The 14,768-nt window shown below is 63.7% G+C and carries 15 protein-coding genes and 1 pseudogene; 6 read left to right on the top strand and 10 right to left on the bottom strand.

The window, feature by feature from the left end:
* A pseudogene (locus tag BRAS3843_RS36030) lies at positions 1-798 on the bottom strand (PAS domain-containing sensor histidine kinase); the annotation flags it as partial.
* A 952-nt stretch (positions 799-1,750) separates the two neighbouring features.
* On the opposite strand from BRAS3843_RS36030, the gene opgC reads away from it, so the two are divergent.
* The 3 genes from opgC to BRAS3843_RS36020 all read left to right on the top strand — a co-directional run bounded on the left by opgC (position 1,751) and on the right by BRAS3843_RS36020 (position 4,038).
* Complete coding sequence (opgC, locus tag BRAS3843_RS42625) at positions 1,751-1,969, top strand: OpgC domain-containing protein (protein WP_347379604.1); 219 nt, start codon at positions 1,751-1,753, stop codon at positions 1,967-1,969.
* A 77-nt stretch (positions 1,970-2,046) separates the two neighbouring features.
* Positions 2,047-3,315 (top strand): M20 family metallopeptidase, encoded by a 1,269-nt coding sequence (locus BRAS3843_RS36025; RefSeq protein WP_008974207.1) that lies wholly within the window; start codon positions 2,047-2,049, stop codon positions 3,313-3,315.
* Between the two features lie 63 nt (positions 3,316-3,378).
* Positions 3,379-4,038: a trimeric intracellular cation channel family protein gene (locus BRAS3843_RS36020; protein ID WP_008974206.1), complete on the top strand. Its 660-nt coding sequence runs from the start codon at positions 3,379-3,381 to the stop codon at positions 4,036-4,038.
* A 63-nt stretch (positions 4,039-4,101) separates the two neighbouring features.
* On the opposite strand, the gene BRAS3843_RS36015 is transcribed toward BRAS3843_RS36020, so the two are convergent.
* The 3 genes from BRAS3843_RS36015 to BRAS3843_RS36005 all read right to left on the bottom strand — a co-directional run bounded on the left by BRAS3843_RS36015 (position 4,102) and on the right by BRAS3843_RS36005 (position 5,970).
* On the bottom strand, positions 4,102-4,290 hold the full coding sequence (locus BRAS3843_RS36015) for a hypothetical protein (protein WP_008974205.1): 189 nt from the start codon (positions 4,288-4,290) through the stop codon (positions 4,102-4,104).
* 34 nt (positions 4,291-4,324) lie between these two features.
* Entirely contained in the window at positions 4,325-4,666 is a 342-nt protein-coding gene (locus BRAS3843_RS36010) for a hypothetical protein (protein WP_008974204.1), read from the bottom strand.
* Between the two features lie 296 nt (positions 4,667-4,962).
* Entirely contained in the window at positions 4,963-5,970 is a 1,008-nt protein-coding gene (locus BRAS3843_RS36005) for a PEP-CTERM sorting domain-containing protein (RefSeq protein WP_083841514.1), read from the bottom strand.
* Between the two features lie 340 nt (positions 5,971-6,310).
* Between BRAS3843_RS36005 and xth the strand changes: the two genes are divergently transcribed.
* Positions 6,311-7,102, top strand: coding sequence for an exodeoxyribonuclease III (xth, locus tag BRAS3843_RS36000; RefSeq protein WP_008974202.1), 792 nt, complete (start codon positions 6,311-6,313; stop codon positions 7,100-7,102).
* A gap of 33 nt (positions 7,103-7,135) precedes the next feature.
* The gene (gene bla, locus BRAS3843_RS35995) at positions 7,136-8,005 is read left to right on the top strand and encodes a class A beta-lactamase (protein ID WP_008974201.1); all 870 of its coding nucleotides are present in this window, start codon (positions 7,136-7,138) and stop codon (positions 8,003-8,005) included.
* Here bla and BRAS3843_RS35990 read toward each other — a convergent pair.
* From BRAS3843_RS35990 to BRAS3843_RS35975, 4 genes are all read right to left on the bottom strand, one after another.
* A complete protein-coding gene (locus tag BRAS3843_RS35990; protein ID WP_008974200.1) occupies positions 8,002-8,481 on the bottom strand; it encodes a GNAT family N-acetyltransferase in 480 nt (159 codons plus the stop codon). The genes bla and BRAS3843_RS35990 overlap by 4 nt on opposite strands.
* Positions 8,482-8,523: 42 nt before the next feature.
* Positions 8,524-9,366, bottom strand: a complete 843-nt coding sequence (locus BRAS3843_RS35985; protein ID WP_035983961.1) for a tetratricopeptide repeat protein — start codon at positions 9,364-9,366, stop codon at positions 8,524-8,526.
* Positions 9,353-11,077 carry a dihydroxy-acid dehydratase gene (gene ilvD / locus BRAS3843_RS35980; RefSeq protein WP_008974198.1) on the bottom strand — a complete coding sequence of 575 codons (1,725 nt, stop codon included), beginning with the start codon at positions 11,075-11,077 and terminating at the stop codon, positions 9,353-9,355. Before ilvD ends, BRAS3843_RS35985 begins: the two co-directional genes overlap by 14 nt.
* 273 nt (positions 11,078-11,350) lie before the next feature.
* Positions 11,351-12,256, bottom strand: coding sequence for a LysR family transcriptional regulator (locus BRAS3843_RS35975; RefSeq protein WP_008974197.1), 906 nt, complete (start codon positions 12,254-12,256; stop codon positions 11,351-11,353).
* A 110-nt stretch (positions 12,257-12,366) separates the two neighbouring features.
* Here BRAS3843_RS35975 and BRAS3843_RS35970 point away from each other — a divergent pair, with 110 nt between their 5' ends.
* Positions 12,367-12,579, top strand: a complete 213-nt coding sequence (locus tag BRAS3843_RS35970) for a 4-oxalocrotonate tautomerase family protein (protein ID WP_008974196.1) — start codon at positions 12,367-12,369, stop codon at positions 12,577-12,579.
* An 18-nt stretch (positions 12,580-12,597) separates the two neighbouring features.
* Here BRAS3843_RS35970 and BRAS3843_RS35965 read toward each other — a convergent pair whose 3' ends face one another.
* Together BRAS3843_RS35965 and BRAS3843_RS35960 are read right to left on the bottom strand one after the other, a co-directional pair.
* The gene (locus BRAS3843_RS35965; protein ID WP_008974195.1) at positions 12,598-13,569 is read right to left on the bottom strand and encodes a tripartite tricarboxylate transporter substrate binding protein BugD; all 972 of its coding nucleotides are present in this window, start codon (positions 13,567-13,569) and stop codon (positions 12,598-12,600) included.
* A gap of 65 nt (positions 13,570-13,634) precedes the next feature.
* The coding region (locus BRAS3843_RS35960) for a threonine synthase (protein ID WP_035983958.1) at positions 13,635-14,768 on the bottom strand (1,134 nt) is incomplete at its 5' end.

Below are 14,768 nucleotides of genomic sequence, written 5' to 3'. Positions count from 1 at the left end.
CCAGCTCGAGGCGTTCTCCTGAAATTCCTTCAACAGCAGCGAGATGGTTTCGTTCTGCCGCTCGTGCCGGAGCTGGGCCTTGACGTTGTCGAGGAACAGGTTGCCATGCGAGACCAGATGGCGAACCATGAAGGAAGTGTAGAGCAGCAGGAAGCCGACCAGCACCAGATAGGTCGGACCGCCGCAGATGAACAGCGAGGCGCAGGACGCCAGCATCATCGTCCAGGTGTAGGTGAGACCTGCGCGGGGCACCGTGGACATCGCGAACGCGCCGCCGGAGATCATGCCGGTCATCAGCGCCGCGATGATGATCTGACTCTGGGCCTCGACCTTGGGCATCAGCATCAGCGGCAGCGAACCCCAGGTCGCCGCCAGGAAGAACGCCTGCAGGGTCATGCGCCAGACCGCGCGCTCGGAGACCTCCTTCGGCCTGGATTTGCGCGCCCGTACCCAGCCGCGCAGCGCCATCCCACCGGCCAACGCGATCGCCGCAGCCCAGACCGTGAGAAAGCGGTTCGAACCGGTGTTCCAGAACACGCCGAGGATGATCGCCGCATTGGCGACATTGATCGCAACGGTGACCGGGACCAGTCGCGCCACCGCATCGATCTGCTTGGCGCGGATGCGGCGCCGGTCACGCTCGCTGAGCGCTTCGCCTTCGAGCTGTGCCATGGTGCCAAAGCCGCTGATCCAGCGCACGAATGTGCCCGCCGGACCGTACCATCCGGTCGGTTGCGCGGCTGTGGGATCACCGGGCCATAGCATCAGGGGCAGACCTTCGTTGTGAGTTCCTGACATGCGCCAAACGCTGCTTCAGCCGCGTTAATTTTGAGCCCGTAGAATTACGGGATCGCGTTTCGCTCCAGCATTCTCAGGTCGGCTGCAGGCAAGCGACCGCGCCTTCCGCGGCGTCAGCACGCCCGGGTTCTGCATGGCGAATGGCCCTCAAGAACGCGAGGGCGCAGGGAAGGCCGGGAGCTCGCCGCCCCCATGGCCCCCGTGCGAATGAAATGCACGGGGTAGGAACCACAGGTTCAGCCGAGACATCCCGGCCCTCCCTGCGCGATGGGTTTACGGCTTATACGTGATCTCCCCAGGGACCGGCTCTCTTGCCCCTGTCACCCGCACGAGAACGAAAGTCCTCGCCGCGAACTTAGCGCCAGCACCGGGGCGCCAGGACCACACGACTTCACCGTCCGCGACGCATCGTTCGTCCGCATCCGAAAGAATGCTACAATGTTTCGCGGCCACCGCTCCCCGCCTCTACGTATCGTGACGACGCGTACGTCCCTCTGCATGAGGCGGGATGGCGACAGACAACCACGATTTCTGAAAAATAGAAATCGAAATATTTTTGCGTCCGGCCTTGAACATGCTCAGCACGTTGAAGCGGCGGCCGAAATTCGCGTTTCCGCGCTGATGATTTCCACGTCCCGGATGCTCTTCGGAAGGCTATTACGGGTGTTGATCGCGCAAGTGATTTGCCCGACGACTCACATGGTGAGGCGAACCGTGCCCTGGGCATCGGCGAGTTCGTAGCGCATGCGACGAGCCCACAGCTTGGGAGTTGAATCACGGCGGTCTGGCCGGACGCAATACTCCTCGCCCGGCATTGTTTTCGGCGCTTTTGGGCAGAAACGAACATCACCCGACAGACAAACCCCGGCCGAAACCATCGCAAATGACCCATAGTGTACCTTGCGACCGTTCGTCGCCGTGTTAGCCTGCGGCTTCTCACTCGCGTTTTTGCCTGGCGGTCAAATGCGGTCAGCTCTCGCCAGAGTTCTTCTGCGTCGGCGTGTTCCTCGCTGTCGGGGCGTTACAGCTCCTCGTCGAAATTTTCGGAGCGGTATGGATGCAGATCGTCCGCATCGCGCTCATGACCGTTGTAGCTTACTATCGCTTCTGGTCGAAGGCCCCGGACAGGAAGAAAGCGCCGCCTACGACGGTCGCAGTGACCAGCGGGTAAAGTTCGTCGTGCCTAAGGTGTCCAACTGAAGACTTACAGCGCAACTCCAACATCGATCTAACGCGAAGGAGATGCCCATGAATACGAACGGAAAGACTTCCTCCGATCCGGCGCTGCGCAACATCGACGCTCTGCTTCCGGACTTGACCGAGCTCTACAAGGACATCCACTCGCATCCGGAACTATCGATGCAGGAAACACGCACAGCCGGTATCGCGGCGACGCGGCTTAAAGCGGCCGGCTTCGAAGTGACCTCAGGCGTAGGTAAGACCGGAGTTGTGGGCCTGCTCCGCAACGGCGACGGGCCGACCGTCATGCTGCGCGCCGACATGGACGCGCTGCCCGTTCAAGAGGCGACCGGACTTCCGTATGCCAGCACGGCGATCGCCACCGACGAGGACGGCAATACAGTTCCCGTGTCGCACATGTGCGGCCACGACATGCACGTCACCTGGCTCGCGGGCGCCACAAAACTTCTGGCGGAAGCACGGACTTCCTGGCGCGGTACGCTCATGGCCGTATTCCAGCCAGCGGAAGAGACTGGCGAAGGCGCGAAGGCGATGATCGACGACGGCCTGTTCAAGCGGTTTCCCAAGCCCGACGTCATCCTGGGACAACACGTGATGGTGGGGCCGGCAGGCACCGTCGCCGGGCGCGCTGGCGCGATCACGTCGGCCGCGGATAGCCTTCAGATCAAGCTGTTCGGTCGGGGAGCCCACGGCTCGATGCCGCAAGCCAGCATCGACCCCGTCGTCATGGCGGCCTCGATCGTGCTGCGTCTACAGACGATCGTCTCGCGCGAAGTCGCGGCGACCGAGTCGGCCGTTCTGACCGTAGGCGTCCTCCAAGCCGGCACGAAGGAAAACGTCATTCCCGACGATGCCATCATCAAGCTCAATGTGCGCACATTCGATGCCGGAGTGCGCTCGCGCGTGCTGGCTGCGATCGAGCGGGTCGTAAACGCCGAAGCGACCGCGTCCGGGGCGCCGCGGAAGCCCGAGATCACGAGCATCGACTACTATCCGCTCAACGTGAACAACCAAGAAGCTACCCAACGCGTCGTAGAGGCCTTTCGCGAACACTTCGGAACCGCACGCGTCCGGCCGACGGGGCCTGCGCCCGCGAGCGAAGATTTCGGATCGTTCGGCGCGGAGTGGCACGTGCCGTCGGTATTCTGGTTCGTCGGCGGCACCGACCCGGACGTCTACGCGAAAGCGAGAGATGCTAACAAGCTTAACGAGCTTCCGGTGAATCATAGCCCGAAGTTCGCACCGGTTCTGAATCCAACGTTGAAGACCGGCGTCGAGTCGCTGGTCGTCGCTGCGCGGGCCTGGATGTTGGAATAAGCCGACCTTCGTCGCCGCGGTAAACGACCGGCTCGATCCGTCGGAATAAGGAAGGTTGGGAGCATGGAAGAGCTTTCGCTAGTGCTCGATTTGACGGGCACTTTCGTCTTCGCGTTGAGCGGAGCGCTGGCGGGCGTGAAGCGACGATTGGACATCTTCGGCGTACTCGTTCTGTCGTTCGCGGCGGCGAACTCCGGAGGCATTACTCGCGATATTCTGATCGGGGCGATTCCGCCCGCGGCTCTCTCCGACCTGCGATATCTCGGTGTATCGCTGTTCGCCGGTCTCGTCACTTTCTACTCCTCGTCGCTCATCGCGCGCTTATCGACGGCGATCCTGGTGTTCGATGCCGCGGGACTGGCGTTCTTCGCGGTCGCAGGAGCCTCGAAGGCGCTCGCACACGGCCTGAACCCGGTCATGTCGGTTGTTCTTGGTATGGTAACCGGGATCGGTGGAGGCATGGTGCGGGACGTCCTACTGACCGAAATACCAACCGTTCTGCGCGCCGAGCTCTATGCCGTTGCCGCTCTCGCTGCCGCAGGTGTGGTCGTCGTCGGTCACATGATGAAGCTGCCGGTCACGCCGGTCGCGATCGCGGCGTTGGTGACTTGCTTTGGGCTTCGCGTCTTGGCAATTCGCTACAAATGGCGGCTTCCCGTTGCGAAGTTCGCCGGGCAGTCCGATCTTCCGGTCGCCGACAAGCAAGAATCGCGGAAGTCATAGCCGTCGCGCAAACCCGGTCAGTATCGGAGCGAAGCGGACTCGCAAACGATTTATGCGTTCGCGTTAGTTACGATCATCGCTCATGAGCCACGTGAATGCCGCGAGAATTCCCGGCAATTGCAGATCATGATGAAGCACGCTTGCTGCCGGCAGAAACCAGTGGTCGACGGCGACGCCGACTTGGCGAAGTGCTTCGACGTAGGCGGTTTGAACTGACGCCGACACACGGCTGCCGCGCGAATCGGTCAGCATGATGGGTCTCGCGTGATGTCCGCGACTTGCGCCGTTAGTCGAAAAATGCATCGAGAAAGACCACTGCCCGCTCCGAGAGTCCGACGATCTTGTTGGTGGCCTGGCGATAGAACTTGAAATTGAGCTCGGTCTCGGGCCGGCCGTCCTTCCAGTCCTTGAAGCTTTTCAGTTCGTTGCGTCCGAGCGGCCGCTTGGCCCGTGCGGTGACCTCGACCGTCACGCTGACGCGTGGCGTCTGCCTGGTGAGACCGGGCTTCTTTGGGACCGCTTTGGCCGAGGTGACCACACCGCGCGCAAACAGCCCCTGCGCGCCTTCGTTTTCGCTCGCAAACAGGAAGATCGTATCGCCCGCGGCCACATGCTTGCCGCCATACATCGTCTTTTGCGCGGTGAGGACGAAGCTGCTGCGTCCGGATCCTCGACGGCGGCCTTGATCGCGAATGCCATGCCCTCTGTCTCCCCTCGCTCCGAGCAGGATGTCAGCGGGCAATATAGCGCAACGGCACTCGCACGACGTCAATGCTGCACAGGACCTCTTCCGACCGTGGCGAGACGGAAGAGGCCCAACCTTGTAGCACGCCGTATCAGCCGGGATGGCGGCTCTTCGCAGAAAAACGCCGGTGGTTGCACCTCGCGCTTGGCGAGGCCTGCTTTTCGCGAATCGCGCGCCGGCTAGCGGTTCTCGCCAACCTCGAACGAACGCCCTTCCTCCCGATAATGGAACAGCGACACGTGCAGATTGGTGTTCGCAAGATCCTGCCCGGAGCGGTCGGGATCGACGATCATCTCGACATAGATATTCAAGTCGCCGTCCGGTCCTTCCTGCAAGGCAATGCCCTCGACCTCGCGATCGCCGACGGGCGTGGGGAGGCGAAACAGCTCTTCGACATGGCCGGTGTGCAGATTGGCGCGATAGACCGACTGCGTCTTATTGTCCGAGGACATATAGAGCCAGTCGCCATGGACTTTCGCGCCCTGAATGCTTTCCAGAGCCATATCCATCGTGATGGTGCCGATGAACTTCCAGTCCCGCAAGCTGTAGACGTTGACGGTGTTTCCGCTCTGCCATTCCTTGCCGTAACCGCGCTGGTGCCTGGCATCAACAGCAACCCAGCTCGCGATATCCTTTTTCGGATTGCTCGGCGCGCCCGTCAGCTCATAGACGATCCCGGTGTAGCTCAGATCGTGCGCGTTGAAGAGCGCGACATGGCCGTTAGTATAGCCGCTGGTGGTGTCGAGCGACGCGTAGATGACGCCATCGGCGTAGTCGATGTCGCCGATATGGTTCAGCCCCTGGGCGAGCAGGTTCGCCGGAATCCCGGGCGTGAGATTGGCGGGCAACTGGAACGATGAGTTGCGTTGAAGCGAGTTGAATTTGCGATCGGCGATCTCCAGGCCGTATTGCCAGGAGAAGAACCAGCGACGGCCGTCGGTCGCCATGCCCTGTGTTCGGTACAGACCGGTGAACGAGTTCGGCGGATTGTGCAGAAAGAACTGCTTCTCTTCAACGAGCTTCCACTGCTTTGTGGCGCAATGATCCGGTTGCTCGTGCCCCGGCACATGCCACTCCAACTGCAGTCGCTCGCTGGCGGCCTGAGCTGGTGCAAAACCCGCCCCACTGATCACCAAGGCCGAAACAGCCAGCGCAGATGTACATATCAAACTAAGAGAAAACTTCATTGAAGATCCTTCACAACCAGTCTGTCAATCATGCCGCACCGGCATGCCCGCGCTAACTAGTGACGGGGTGTGAACCCGTGATGAAGTTCGCGTGAACGGACGGTCCGCCTTGTGGGAAAGCTCCAGCTGCGCGTTGACATGGCCGGCACTCTTTTCGATCTGCGAGAGTCGCTTCAGCGTTTGCACCGCACGATCTCTCGATGACGCCGCGCGCTGGCTAAAGCTGAAAGAATCTTTCGATAAGCGGGCACCGGGTCCGGATCCCGATCGAGCAGGCTTGACCGATGCCGCCCTGGCTTGGTCTAAGTGAGATAGCCACACACCCGCCTTCGGAACTCCCATGCGCATCGCCACCTGGAACGTCAATTCGGTCCGGCAACGGATCGAGCCCCTCATGATCTGGCTCAAGGAATGTGCGCCCGACATCGTCTGCCTGCAGGAGATCAAATGCACGGACGACGCGTTCCCGCGGCTCGAGATCGAGGCGCTCGGCTATAACGTCGTGACCCACGGCCAGAAGACCTTCAACGGCGTGGCGCTGCTGTCCAAGCTGCCGCTCGATGAGACCAAGTCCGGCCTGGCCGGCGACGACGAGGACACGCATGCGCGCTTCATCGAGGGCGTGGTCAGCCTCAAGCACGGCGTGGTCCGGATCGCCTGCCTCTATCTGCCCAACGGCAATCCGGCGAATACCGAGAAATATCCCTACAAGCTGAAATGGATGTCGCGCCTGCGCGATTATGCCTGCGAACGGCTGAAGACCGAGGAGCCCTTGGTGCTCGCCGGCGACTTCAACGTGATCCCGCAGGCGATCGATGTCCACAATCCCGACGCCTGGGTGACGGACGCGCTGTTCCGCCCGGAGACCCGGGAGAGCTTCCAGGCGCTATTGGGCCTTGGCCTCACCGACGCGCTGCGCGCAGTCACCGATGCGCCCGGCCAATATACGTTCTGGGACTATCAGGCCGGCGCCTGGCAGAAGAATCAAGGCTTGCGCATCGATCACCTGCTGCTGTCGCCGCAGGCCAGCGACCGGCTGGTCGAGGTCGGCATCGACAGCTACGTCCGCGCCTGGGAGAAGCCGTCGGATCATGTGCCGATCTGGGCGGACTTCGATCTCGAAGCCGCCTGACCACCTTCAACATTCTGTCCGGATATCCTTGCCATGCTGACCAGACGTGATCTGTTTCCGCTTGCCTTGTCGTCACTGATCGCAACCGCGCCGGCCAAGGCGGGCGACCGCGCCGAGATCGATGTAACGATCGCCGAGATCGAGGCGAAGAGCGGCGGACGGCTCGGCGTCGCGCTACTCGACACCGCCAGCGGCGAGCTCACGGGCCACCGCCTCGACGAGCGCTTTCCGATGTGCAGCACCTTCAAGGTGCTCGCCGTAGCCGCGGTTCTCGCCAGGGTCGATGCCGGTCAGGAGCAGCTTGGACGCCGCATCCCGATCACCCAGGCTGATCTTTTGTCCTACGCGCCGGTGACGAAGACACATCTCGATTCAGGCATGACGGTTGCCGAGCTGTGCGAGGCCGCGATCACGCTGAGCGACAACACCGCCGCGAACCTGCTGCTGGCATCGTTCGACGGACCGCCTGCCCTGACGCGTTACCTGCAGTCGCTCGGCGACAGCGTCACACGGGTCGACCGCATCGAGCCCGATCTCAACGAGGCCACGCCCGGCGATCCCAGGGACACCACGACGCCGGCTGCGATGGCGAAGACGGTGGCGAAACTCGTGACGGGCAGCGCGCTGTCGGCGACCTCGCGCGAGATGCTGATCGGTTGGATGATCGACTGCAAGACCGGCGCGGCCAGGCTGCGCGCAGGCCTGCCGAGCGGCTGGCGCATCGGCGACAAGACCGGCTCCGGCTCCCACGGCAGCGCCAACGACGTCGCGGTGATCTGGCCACAGAACCGCGCACCGCTGATCGTGACGAGCTATCTGACTGAGACCGACGCGTTGTCCGATGAGAAGCGCAACGCTGTCCATGCCGAGATCGGGCGCATCGTGGCGCGGCAGTTGAGCTAAGGCCCCGCGCCAGCAAGCGCCTTGGCCATCGGGTACGAGGCGGTCGTGCCGAACTTGCTCTGCGGCGGGCCCGTGACCTGATAACCGCGCGCGAGATAGAAATGATGCGCAGTCCAGGTGCTCAGCAGCGTTGCCTGCTGCGCACCTCGCTCCGCCGCACGGAGCTCCAGCGCGGCCAGGAGCGCCGCGCTCACGCCGCGGAAGCGCGCGCGAGGGGCGACATAGTTCACGGTGATCTCGCCGCTGTCCTTGACACCACCGACCGCGACGATGGCGCCGTCTTCGACGGCAACCAGCAGCGAGCGCCCCTTGGCGTCGGCCCAGGCCGCGACGTTCTCCGGCGTCTTGTTGGCCAGCCAGCGGCTCAGAATATCCGGATCGTCATGGTGATCGGCGGTACAGAGCTGGATGATCGAGGCGCGCAGCACCGCGCAGGCCTCGGCCGCGTCGTCGAGTGTCGCATCTCGGATGATCATCAGCTCCCCCTGCCATCAGGGGAATGCTGATGCATTCCCCGCTTAGTCCCGCTTGCCCTGCACCCAGTGCTCGAGCATCTGCAGCGCCATGGCGCGGTCGTCGTCGGAGGCCTGCGCAAAGGCGCGGTTGTAGCTCTCCTTGATCCAGGCCTCGTCGGCGCCCGCGCTCTCCCGCGCAAGCGTCAGGAACATCAGTCCGCGCGCGGGCTGGCGCGGCAGCCGGTCGCCGTTGAACAGCATCTGGCCGAGCAGCGCCTGGGCCTGGTGCTGGCCTTTCTGGGCCGCCAGACCGAGCCAGCGCGCGCCGTAGCGGAAATCGTCGCGCGAGGCATCGGACGTCTTCAGATACAGCCGCGCCAGATCATATTGCGCGTCGGCATTGCCGAAATAGGACGCAGCATAGGAGAACATCTCCCGGGCCCGGTCCGGATCCGGCTTGACCTTCGAGTTCGGGATGCCGCTCAGGTAATAGCGGCCGAGCGCGACGAAGGCGTTCGCCACGATCTGCGCCTGCGGCGCCGACGGTGAGTCCTCGGCATGGGCGTTGGCGATCCGGCTGAAATAGTCGAATGCACGCACGTCGTCCTGCGCCACACCGTCGCCGGCCGCGTACATGCGCCCGAGCTTCCACTGCGCCACAGGATGCCCCTCGTCGGCGGCGTATTGCAGCGCCGAGAGCGAGGTCGGCGGGGTGGTCGCGGTGGTGCCGGTCGGCGGCACCGCCTTCCGCAACGACGCCGCACCCGCGCCCGACGGCGCGGTCGCGACCGGGATCGTCGGCTCCTGATTGACCGGCGCACCGTCGAAGGCAAACGACGGCTGCGCCAGCGCCAGCGGGGCGACGCCCAGCATCAATGCGAAAATGATCCGGTCAGATGTCCGCATAGCAATATGTCTCTTGCGCACCACCTGGGTGAGTCACGGCCCCCGCAACTGCCGGCCCAACCTGCTGGGCATATTTCCAAAGCGCACCCGACGTGTGATTCGTCGCGCGGGGCACCCACTTGGTCTTGCGTTCTGCAAGTTCCGCGTCGGTCAATTTTACGTTAAGGCGACCGGCGACCGCGTCGATCTCGATGAGGTCGCCATCCTCGATCAGCGCGATCGGTCCGCCCACCGCCGCCTCCGGCCCGACATGGCCGATGCAGAAGCCGCGCGTGGCGCCCGAGAAGCGGCCGTCGGTGATCAGCGCGATCTTGCCGCCCATGCCCTGCCCGGTCAGTGCCGCGGTGGTCTGCAGCATCTCCCGCATGCCCGGACCGCCGCGCGGCCCCTCATAGCGGATGACGATGACCTCGCCTTCCTTGTAAGTCCGCTTCTGGACCGCCTCGAAGGCGTCCTCTTCCCGGTCGAAGCAGCGGGCCGGCCCAGTGAATTTCAAGTTAGACATGCCCGCGACTTTCACGATCGCGCCCTCCGGCGCGAGATTGCCCTTCAGACCGACTACACCTCCGGTCGCAGTGATCGGCTGATCAGCCGGCCTCACCACATCCTGATGCGCATTCCATTTCACGCCTTTGAGGTTTTCGGCGATCGTCCGGCCGGTGACTGTGAGGCAGTCCCCATGCAAATAGCCATGATCGAGCAACGTCTTCATCAACAGCGGAATGCCACCAACTTCGAATAGGTCTTTGGCGACATAGCGGCCGCCCGGCTTCAAATCCGCGATATATGGTGTCTTTTTGAAGACTTCGGCCACATCAAATAGATCGAATTTGATACCAACTTCATGCGCGATCGCCGGCAGATGCAGCGCAGCATTAGTTGAGCCGCCGGAGGCCGCCACCACGGCCGCCGCGTTCTCCAGGGATTTGCGCGTGACGATATCGCGCGGCCTGATGTTGGCGGCGATCAGCTCAACTACTTTCTCGCCGGCCGTCATGCAGAAGGAATCGCGGATCTCATAGGGCGCGGGAGCACCGGCGGAGTAAGGCAGCGCGAGGCCGATCGCCTCGGAGACGGTCGCCATCGTGTTGGCCGTAAACTGGGCGCCGCAGGCGCCGGCCGACGGACAGGCGACCCGCTCGAGCTCATCCAGATCGGCGTCCGACATCGCACCCACCGAGTGCTTGCCGACCGCCTCGAACATGTCCTGGACCGTGACCTGCTGGCCGCGGAAATTGCCGGGCAGGATCGAGCCGCCATAGATGAAGATCGAGGGTACGTTCAGCCGGACCATCGCCATCATCATGCCCGGCAGCGACTTGTCGCAGCCAGCCAGGCCGACCAGCGCGTCATAGGCATGGCCGCGGATGGTCAGCTCGACGGAATCGGCGATGCACTCGCGCGAGGGCAGCGAGGAGCGCATGCCGTCATGGCCCATCGCGATACCGTCGGTGACAGTGATGGTGCAGAATTCGCGCGGCGTGCCGCCGGCGTGGGCGACGCCCTTCTTCACCGCCTGCGCCTGCCGCATCAGGGCGATGTTGCAGGGGGCGGCCTCATTCCAGCAGGAGGCGACGCCGACGAAGGGCTGATGGATCTGCGCCGTCGTCAGGCCCATCGCGTAGAGGTAGGAGCGATGGGGCGCGCGCTCGGGCCCTTCCGTCACGTGACGGCTAGGCAGCCTGCGCTTGATGTCGGTTTTGGCGTCCATCGCGAAAATCTGGGTTTCCGCCGACACCAATGCGAGACAAGAAAACCCGTTTCTTCGAAATGGATTTCCCTACTCCCTCACGCGCCGGCTTCACTGACTGGAAGCAATATTTCACGAAGGGGTGTGGCCAAAAAGCGGCGCAGTCGTGAACCGCCCGAGATTGTTACTCGATGTTGGCAATCTGTTGCGACCTCGCAACATTCGTGGCTGGCATGCAACCCTTCCAGGCAACGTAATACCGTACGCAGCCGTGGAACCTGACCGTGCACAGCCTCAAGACCGGCGGCCAAGTGGCGTCTGAGCCACGATTGCGGATACCCAGTCCAGAAACACACGCAGGCGCAAGGTCATCTGCCGATTCTGCGGATAGAGGGCTGAGAGCGGCGTGGGCGACGGCGGGTAGTCCGCGAGAATCTCGACCAATGCGCCCGACGCGAGATCCTGCGCAAAGCGATAGCGCGGCGCCTGCACCAGGCCGAGACCCAGCCGTGCGAGGTCGGCCATCGTGTCGGAATTGTTGACGGTCACCCGGCTGGGCAGCGTCACCCGCCGGACCGTCCCCTCGGCACAGAACTCGAGCGGCAGCACATCGCCTGTCCGGGACGAGACAAAGCCGACCATCAGGTGGCCATCGAGCTCGTCCGGCGTCGCCGGGACGCCGTGCCTGGCCAGATAGGCCGGGCTTGCGACGGTGATCTCCTCGATCATCCCAAGCCGTCGCAGGATCATGCCGCTGTCATCGGGCTCGCCGGCACGGATGACGCAATCGATGCCTTCGCGCAGCAGATCGACCAGGCGATCGCCCTGGCCGATCCTTAAGTCGAGCAGGGGGTAACGGGCCAGGAAGTCCGGGAGATGCGGCAGCAGGAAGGTGCGCGTGAGCTGCGAATGCGCATCGATCCGCAACAGCCCGCGCGGCTGGGCGTCGCGCAGCGCCACTTCCGCCTCCTCCAGTTCGGCCAGGATGGCCACGCAGCGGCGGTAGTACTCCTCGCCATCCAGGGTCGGCGTGACATGCCGCGTGGTGCGCTCGAGCAGCCGCGCACCGAGACGAGCCTCGAGCTGCTGCAACGCCTCGCTCGCCGTCGATCGGGGCACGCCCAGATCGGCGGCCGCCGCCGTAAAGCTCCTGCGCTCCACCAGGCGGACGAACAGGCGCATCGCATCGAACCGGTCCATGAGGAGATTGTTCGCCCATTCCGACAAGTCATGTCAAGTCGAGCTGGATTATCTGGCCTGATCGGACGAGCTATCGATTTCGTGCTGAAACAACTCACACGGAGCAGGACATGCCATTTGCCAACATCAAGGTCCCACAGGCCGCGCTCTCCAAGGCCCAGAAGGAAGAGATCGTGCACCGCGTGACCGCCATGTTCGTCGACTACTTCACCGAGGCCGCGCGGCCCCACGCGATGGTGCTGATCGAGGAGGTGCCGGACGGCGGCTACGGCCGCGCCGACGAGGTGTTCGTGATCCCGGAAGCCTATCGCGCGCGGGACTGAGGCGGCGCGGACTCCTGACTATTCGGCAGACACCGCGGCGGCCTTGATCATCGGCCACCATTTGGCGATTTCGGCGCGCTGTTGCGCGCCCAGCGCCTCCGGCGTGAGCTGATCCTGGGGCGGCATCTGCAGCCCCAGGTTCTTGAGCTGGGTCTGCACCTGCGGATCGTTCAGCGCAGCGACGGCGGCCGCGTTGAGCTTGGTGACGACCTCATGCGGAGTCCGCTTCGGCACCCACAGGCCCGACCACAGGGTCATGTGGAAGCCCGGCAACCCCGCTTCGTCGGTGGTCGGAATCTCCGGCGCGCTCTCGACCCGCTTGTCGTCGGTGACGGCATAGGCGCGGATGGTGCCGGCGCGGACCTGGTTGATCGAGTTCGAGGTCTGGTCGACGATCAGGTCGATCTGGCCGGCGACGAGATCATTCATGGCCGGCCCCGTGCCCCGATAGGGCACAAATTGCAGCTTAATGCCGGTGGCCTGTTCGAAATAGAGCCCGGCGATATGGCTGCCGGAGCCGTTGCCGGCGGTGCCAGCCGACGCCGGCTCCGGACGCGATTTGAGCCAGGCCAGGAATTCGCTCAGCGACTTCGCCGGCACTCCGGTCTTGCTGACGATGACCATCGGATTACTCGGCAGCAACACCACCGGTTCGAGATCGGCGACCAGGTCATAGCCGAGCTTGTAGACCGCGCCGTTGGCGACATGGGTGCCGAGATGGCCGAAGCTGACCGTGTAACCGTCCGGGGGTGAGCGCACTGCCCGCCCGACGCCGATCGAGCCGCCAGCGCCGGTCACGTTCTCGATCAGGATGGCCTGCCCGAGCGTCTGCTTCATGTGCTCGCCCAGAATCCGCATCATCGCGTCCGACGGACCGCCGGCCGCGAACGGCACGATGACCGTGATCGGGTGCGAGGGGTAGTCGTCGGCGCGGGCGAGGCTCGCACCGAACAGCAGCACGCACAGAAACGCCAACACAACCCGCCGCATCGCGCCCTCCACATCGCCACATGATCGCTTCCGGATCATGCCCCAGGCCGCGGGACAGACCGTTGTCAGAACTGCGTGTAGTCGATCGGCTGGTGACGATCGAGCGTTCGGCTGACCGGCGGCAGCGGATATTTAAGGCCTGTCGCGCAATTGAACAGCATCACGCGATCATTTTTCGTCACGCGTCCGTCGGCAAGGCTCTGCTTGTACGCGGCATAGGTTGCAGCACCTTCGGGGCACAGAAGCAGCCCCTCCTCGCGCGCGACTTCGCTCAGCGCAGAAGAAATTTTCTCATCATCAACCGCGATCGCGAAACCTTTGCTCTCGCGGACTGCACGCAGGATCAGAAAATCTCCGATCGCCTGCGGCACGCGGATGCCGGACGCGATGGTGTGCGCGTCCTCCCAGCGCGGCGCGTGCTCGACGCCCGCTTCATAGGCGCGCACCATCGGCGCGCAGCCCGCGGCCTGCACTGCGACCATGCGCGGGCGCTTTGATCCGATGAACCCAATTTTCTCCAGCTCGTCGAACGCCTTCCACATGCCGATCAGGCCGGTACCGCCGCCGGTCGGATAGAAGATCACGTCAGGCACGTCCCAGCCGAGCTGCTCGGCGAGTTCCAGCCCCATCGTCTTCTTGCCCTCGATCCGATACGGTTCTTTCAAAGTCGAGGTGTCGAACCAGCCGACCTTGGCCTTGCCCTCGCCGACGATCTTGCCGCAATCGTCGATCAAGCCGTTGACGCGGTAGACGGTGGCGCCCTGCAGCTCGATCTCGCTGACATTCACCTCCGGGGTGTCGGCCGGGCAGAAGATCGTGGTCTTGATGCCGCAACTGGTCGCATAGGCCGCGAGCGCAGCACCCGCATTGCCGTTGGTCGGCATCGCCATGTGCTTGATGCCGAGCGCCTTGCCCATCGACACTGCCATCACCAGCCCGCGCGCCTTGAACGAGCCGGTCGGCAGCCGGCCTTCGTCCTTCACGATGATCTCGCCGCCACCGAGCTTGTTGGCGAGCTTCGGCAAACTGATCAGCGGCGTCATGACCTCGCCGAGGCTGACGATATCCCGGCATTTGCGCACCGGGAGCAGCTCGCGATAGCGCCACATGTCGGCGGGGCGCTGGCTGAGCGCATTCTTGGTAAGCGCCTGCTTGACCCCGGCCAGATCGTAGCGAACCAGAAGCGGCTTGCCCGCCTT

The organism is Bradyrhizobium sp. STM 3843, assembly GCF_000239815.1.
Lineage (GTDB): Bacteria > Pseudomonadota > Alphaproteobacteria > Rhizobiales > Xanthobacteraceae > Bradyrhizobium.
This window is presented reverse-complemented; position numbering and strand designations above follow the sequence as displayed.

Bases quoted from the DNA above. Each gene is read 5' to 3' on its own strand.
- BRAS3843_RS36025 (WP_008974207.1), top strand. From the start codon at position 2,047: ATGAATACGAACGGAAAGACTTCCTCCGATCCGGCGCTGCGCAACATC.
- BRAS3843_RS36020 (WP_008974206.1), top strand. From the start codon at position 3,379: ATGGAAGAGCTTTCGCTAGTGCTCGATTTGACGGGCACTTTCGTCTTC.
- BRAS3843_RS36015 (WP_008974205.1), bottom strand. From the start codon at position 4,290: ATGCTGACCGATTCGCGCGGCAGCCGTGTGTCGGCGTCAGTTCAAACC.
- BRAS3843_RS36010 (WP_008974204.1), bottom strand. From the start codon at position 4,666: ATGTATGGCGGCAAGCATGTGGCCGCGGGCGATACGATCTTCCTGTTT.
- BRAS3843_RS36005 (WP_083841514.1), bottom strand. From the start codon at position 5,970: ATGAAGTTTTCTCTTAGTTTGATATGTACATCTGCGCTGGCTGTTTCG.
- xth (WP_008974202.1), top strand. From the start codon at position 6,311: ATGCGCATCGCCACCTGGAACGTCAATTCGGTCCGGCAACGGATCGAG.
- bla (WP_008974201.1), top strand. From the start codon at position 7,136: ATGCTGACCAGACGTGATCTGTTTCCGCTTGCCTTGTCGTCACTGATC.
- BRAS3843_RS35990 (WP_008974200.1), bottom strand. From the start codon at position 8,481: ATGATCATCCGAGATGCGACACTCGACGACGCGGCCGAGGCCTGCGCG.
- BRAS3843_RS35985 (WP_035983961.1), bottom strand. From the start codon at position 9,366: ATGCGGACATCTGACCGGATCATTTTCGCATTGATGCTGGGCGTCGCC.
- ilvD (WP_008974198.1), bottom strand. From the start codon at position 11,077: ATGGACGCCAAAACCGACATCAAGCGCAGGCTGCCTAGCCGTCACGTG.
- BRAS3843_RS35975 (WP_008974197.1), bottom strand. From the start codon at position 12,256: ATGGACCGGTTCGATGCGATGCGCCTGTTCGTCCGCCTGGTGGAGCGC.
- BRAS3843_RS35970 (WP_008974196.1), top strand. From the start codon at position 12,367: ATGCCATTTGCCAACATCAAGGTCCCACAGGCCGCGCTCTCCAAGGCC.
- BRAS3843_RS35965 (WP_008974195.1), bottom strand. From the start codon at position 13,569: ATGCGGCGGGTTGTGTTGGCGTTTCTGTGCGTGCTGCTGTTCGGTGCG.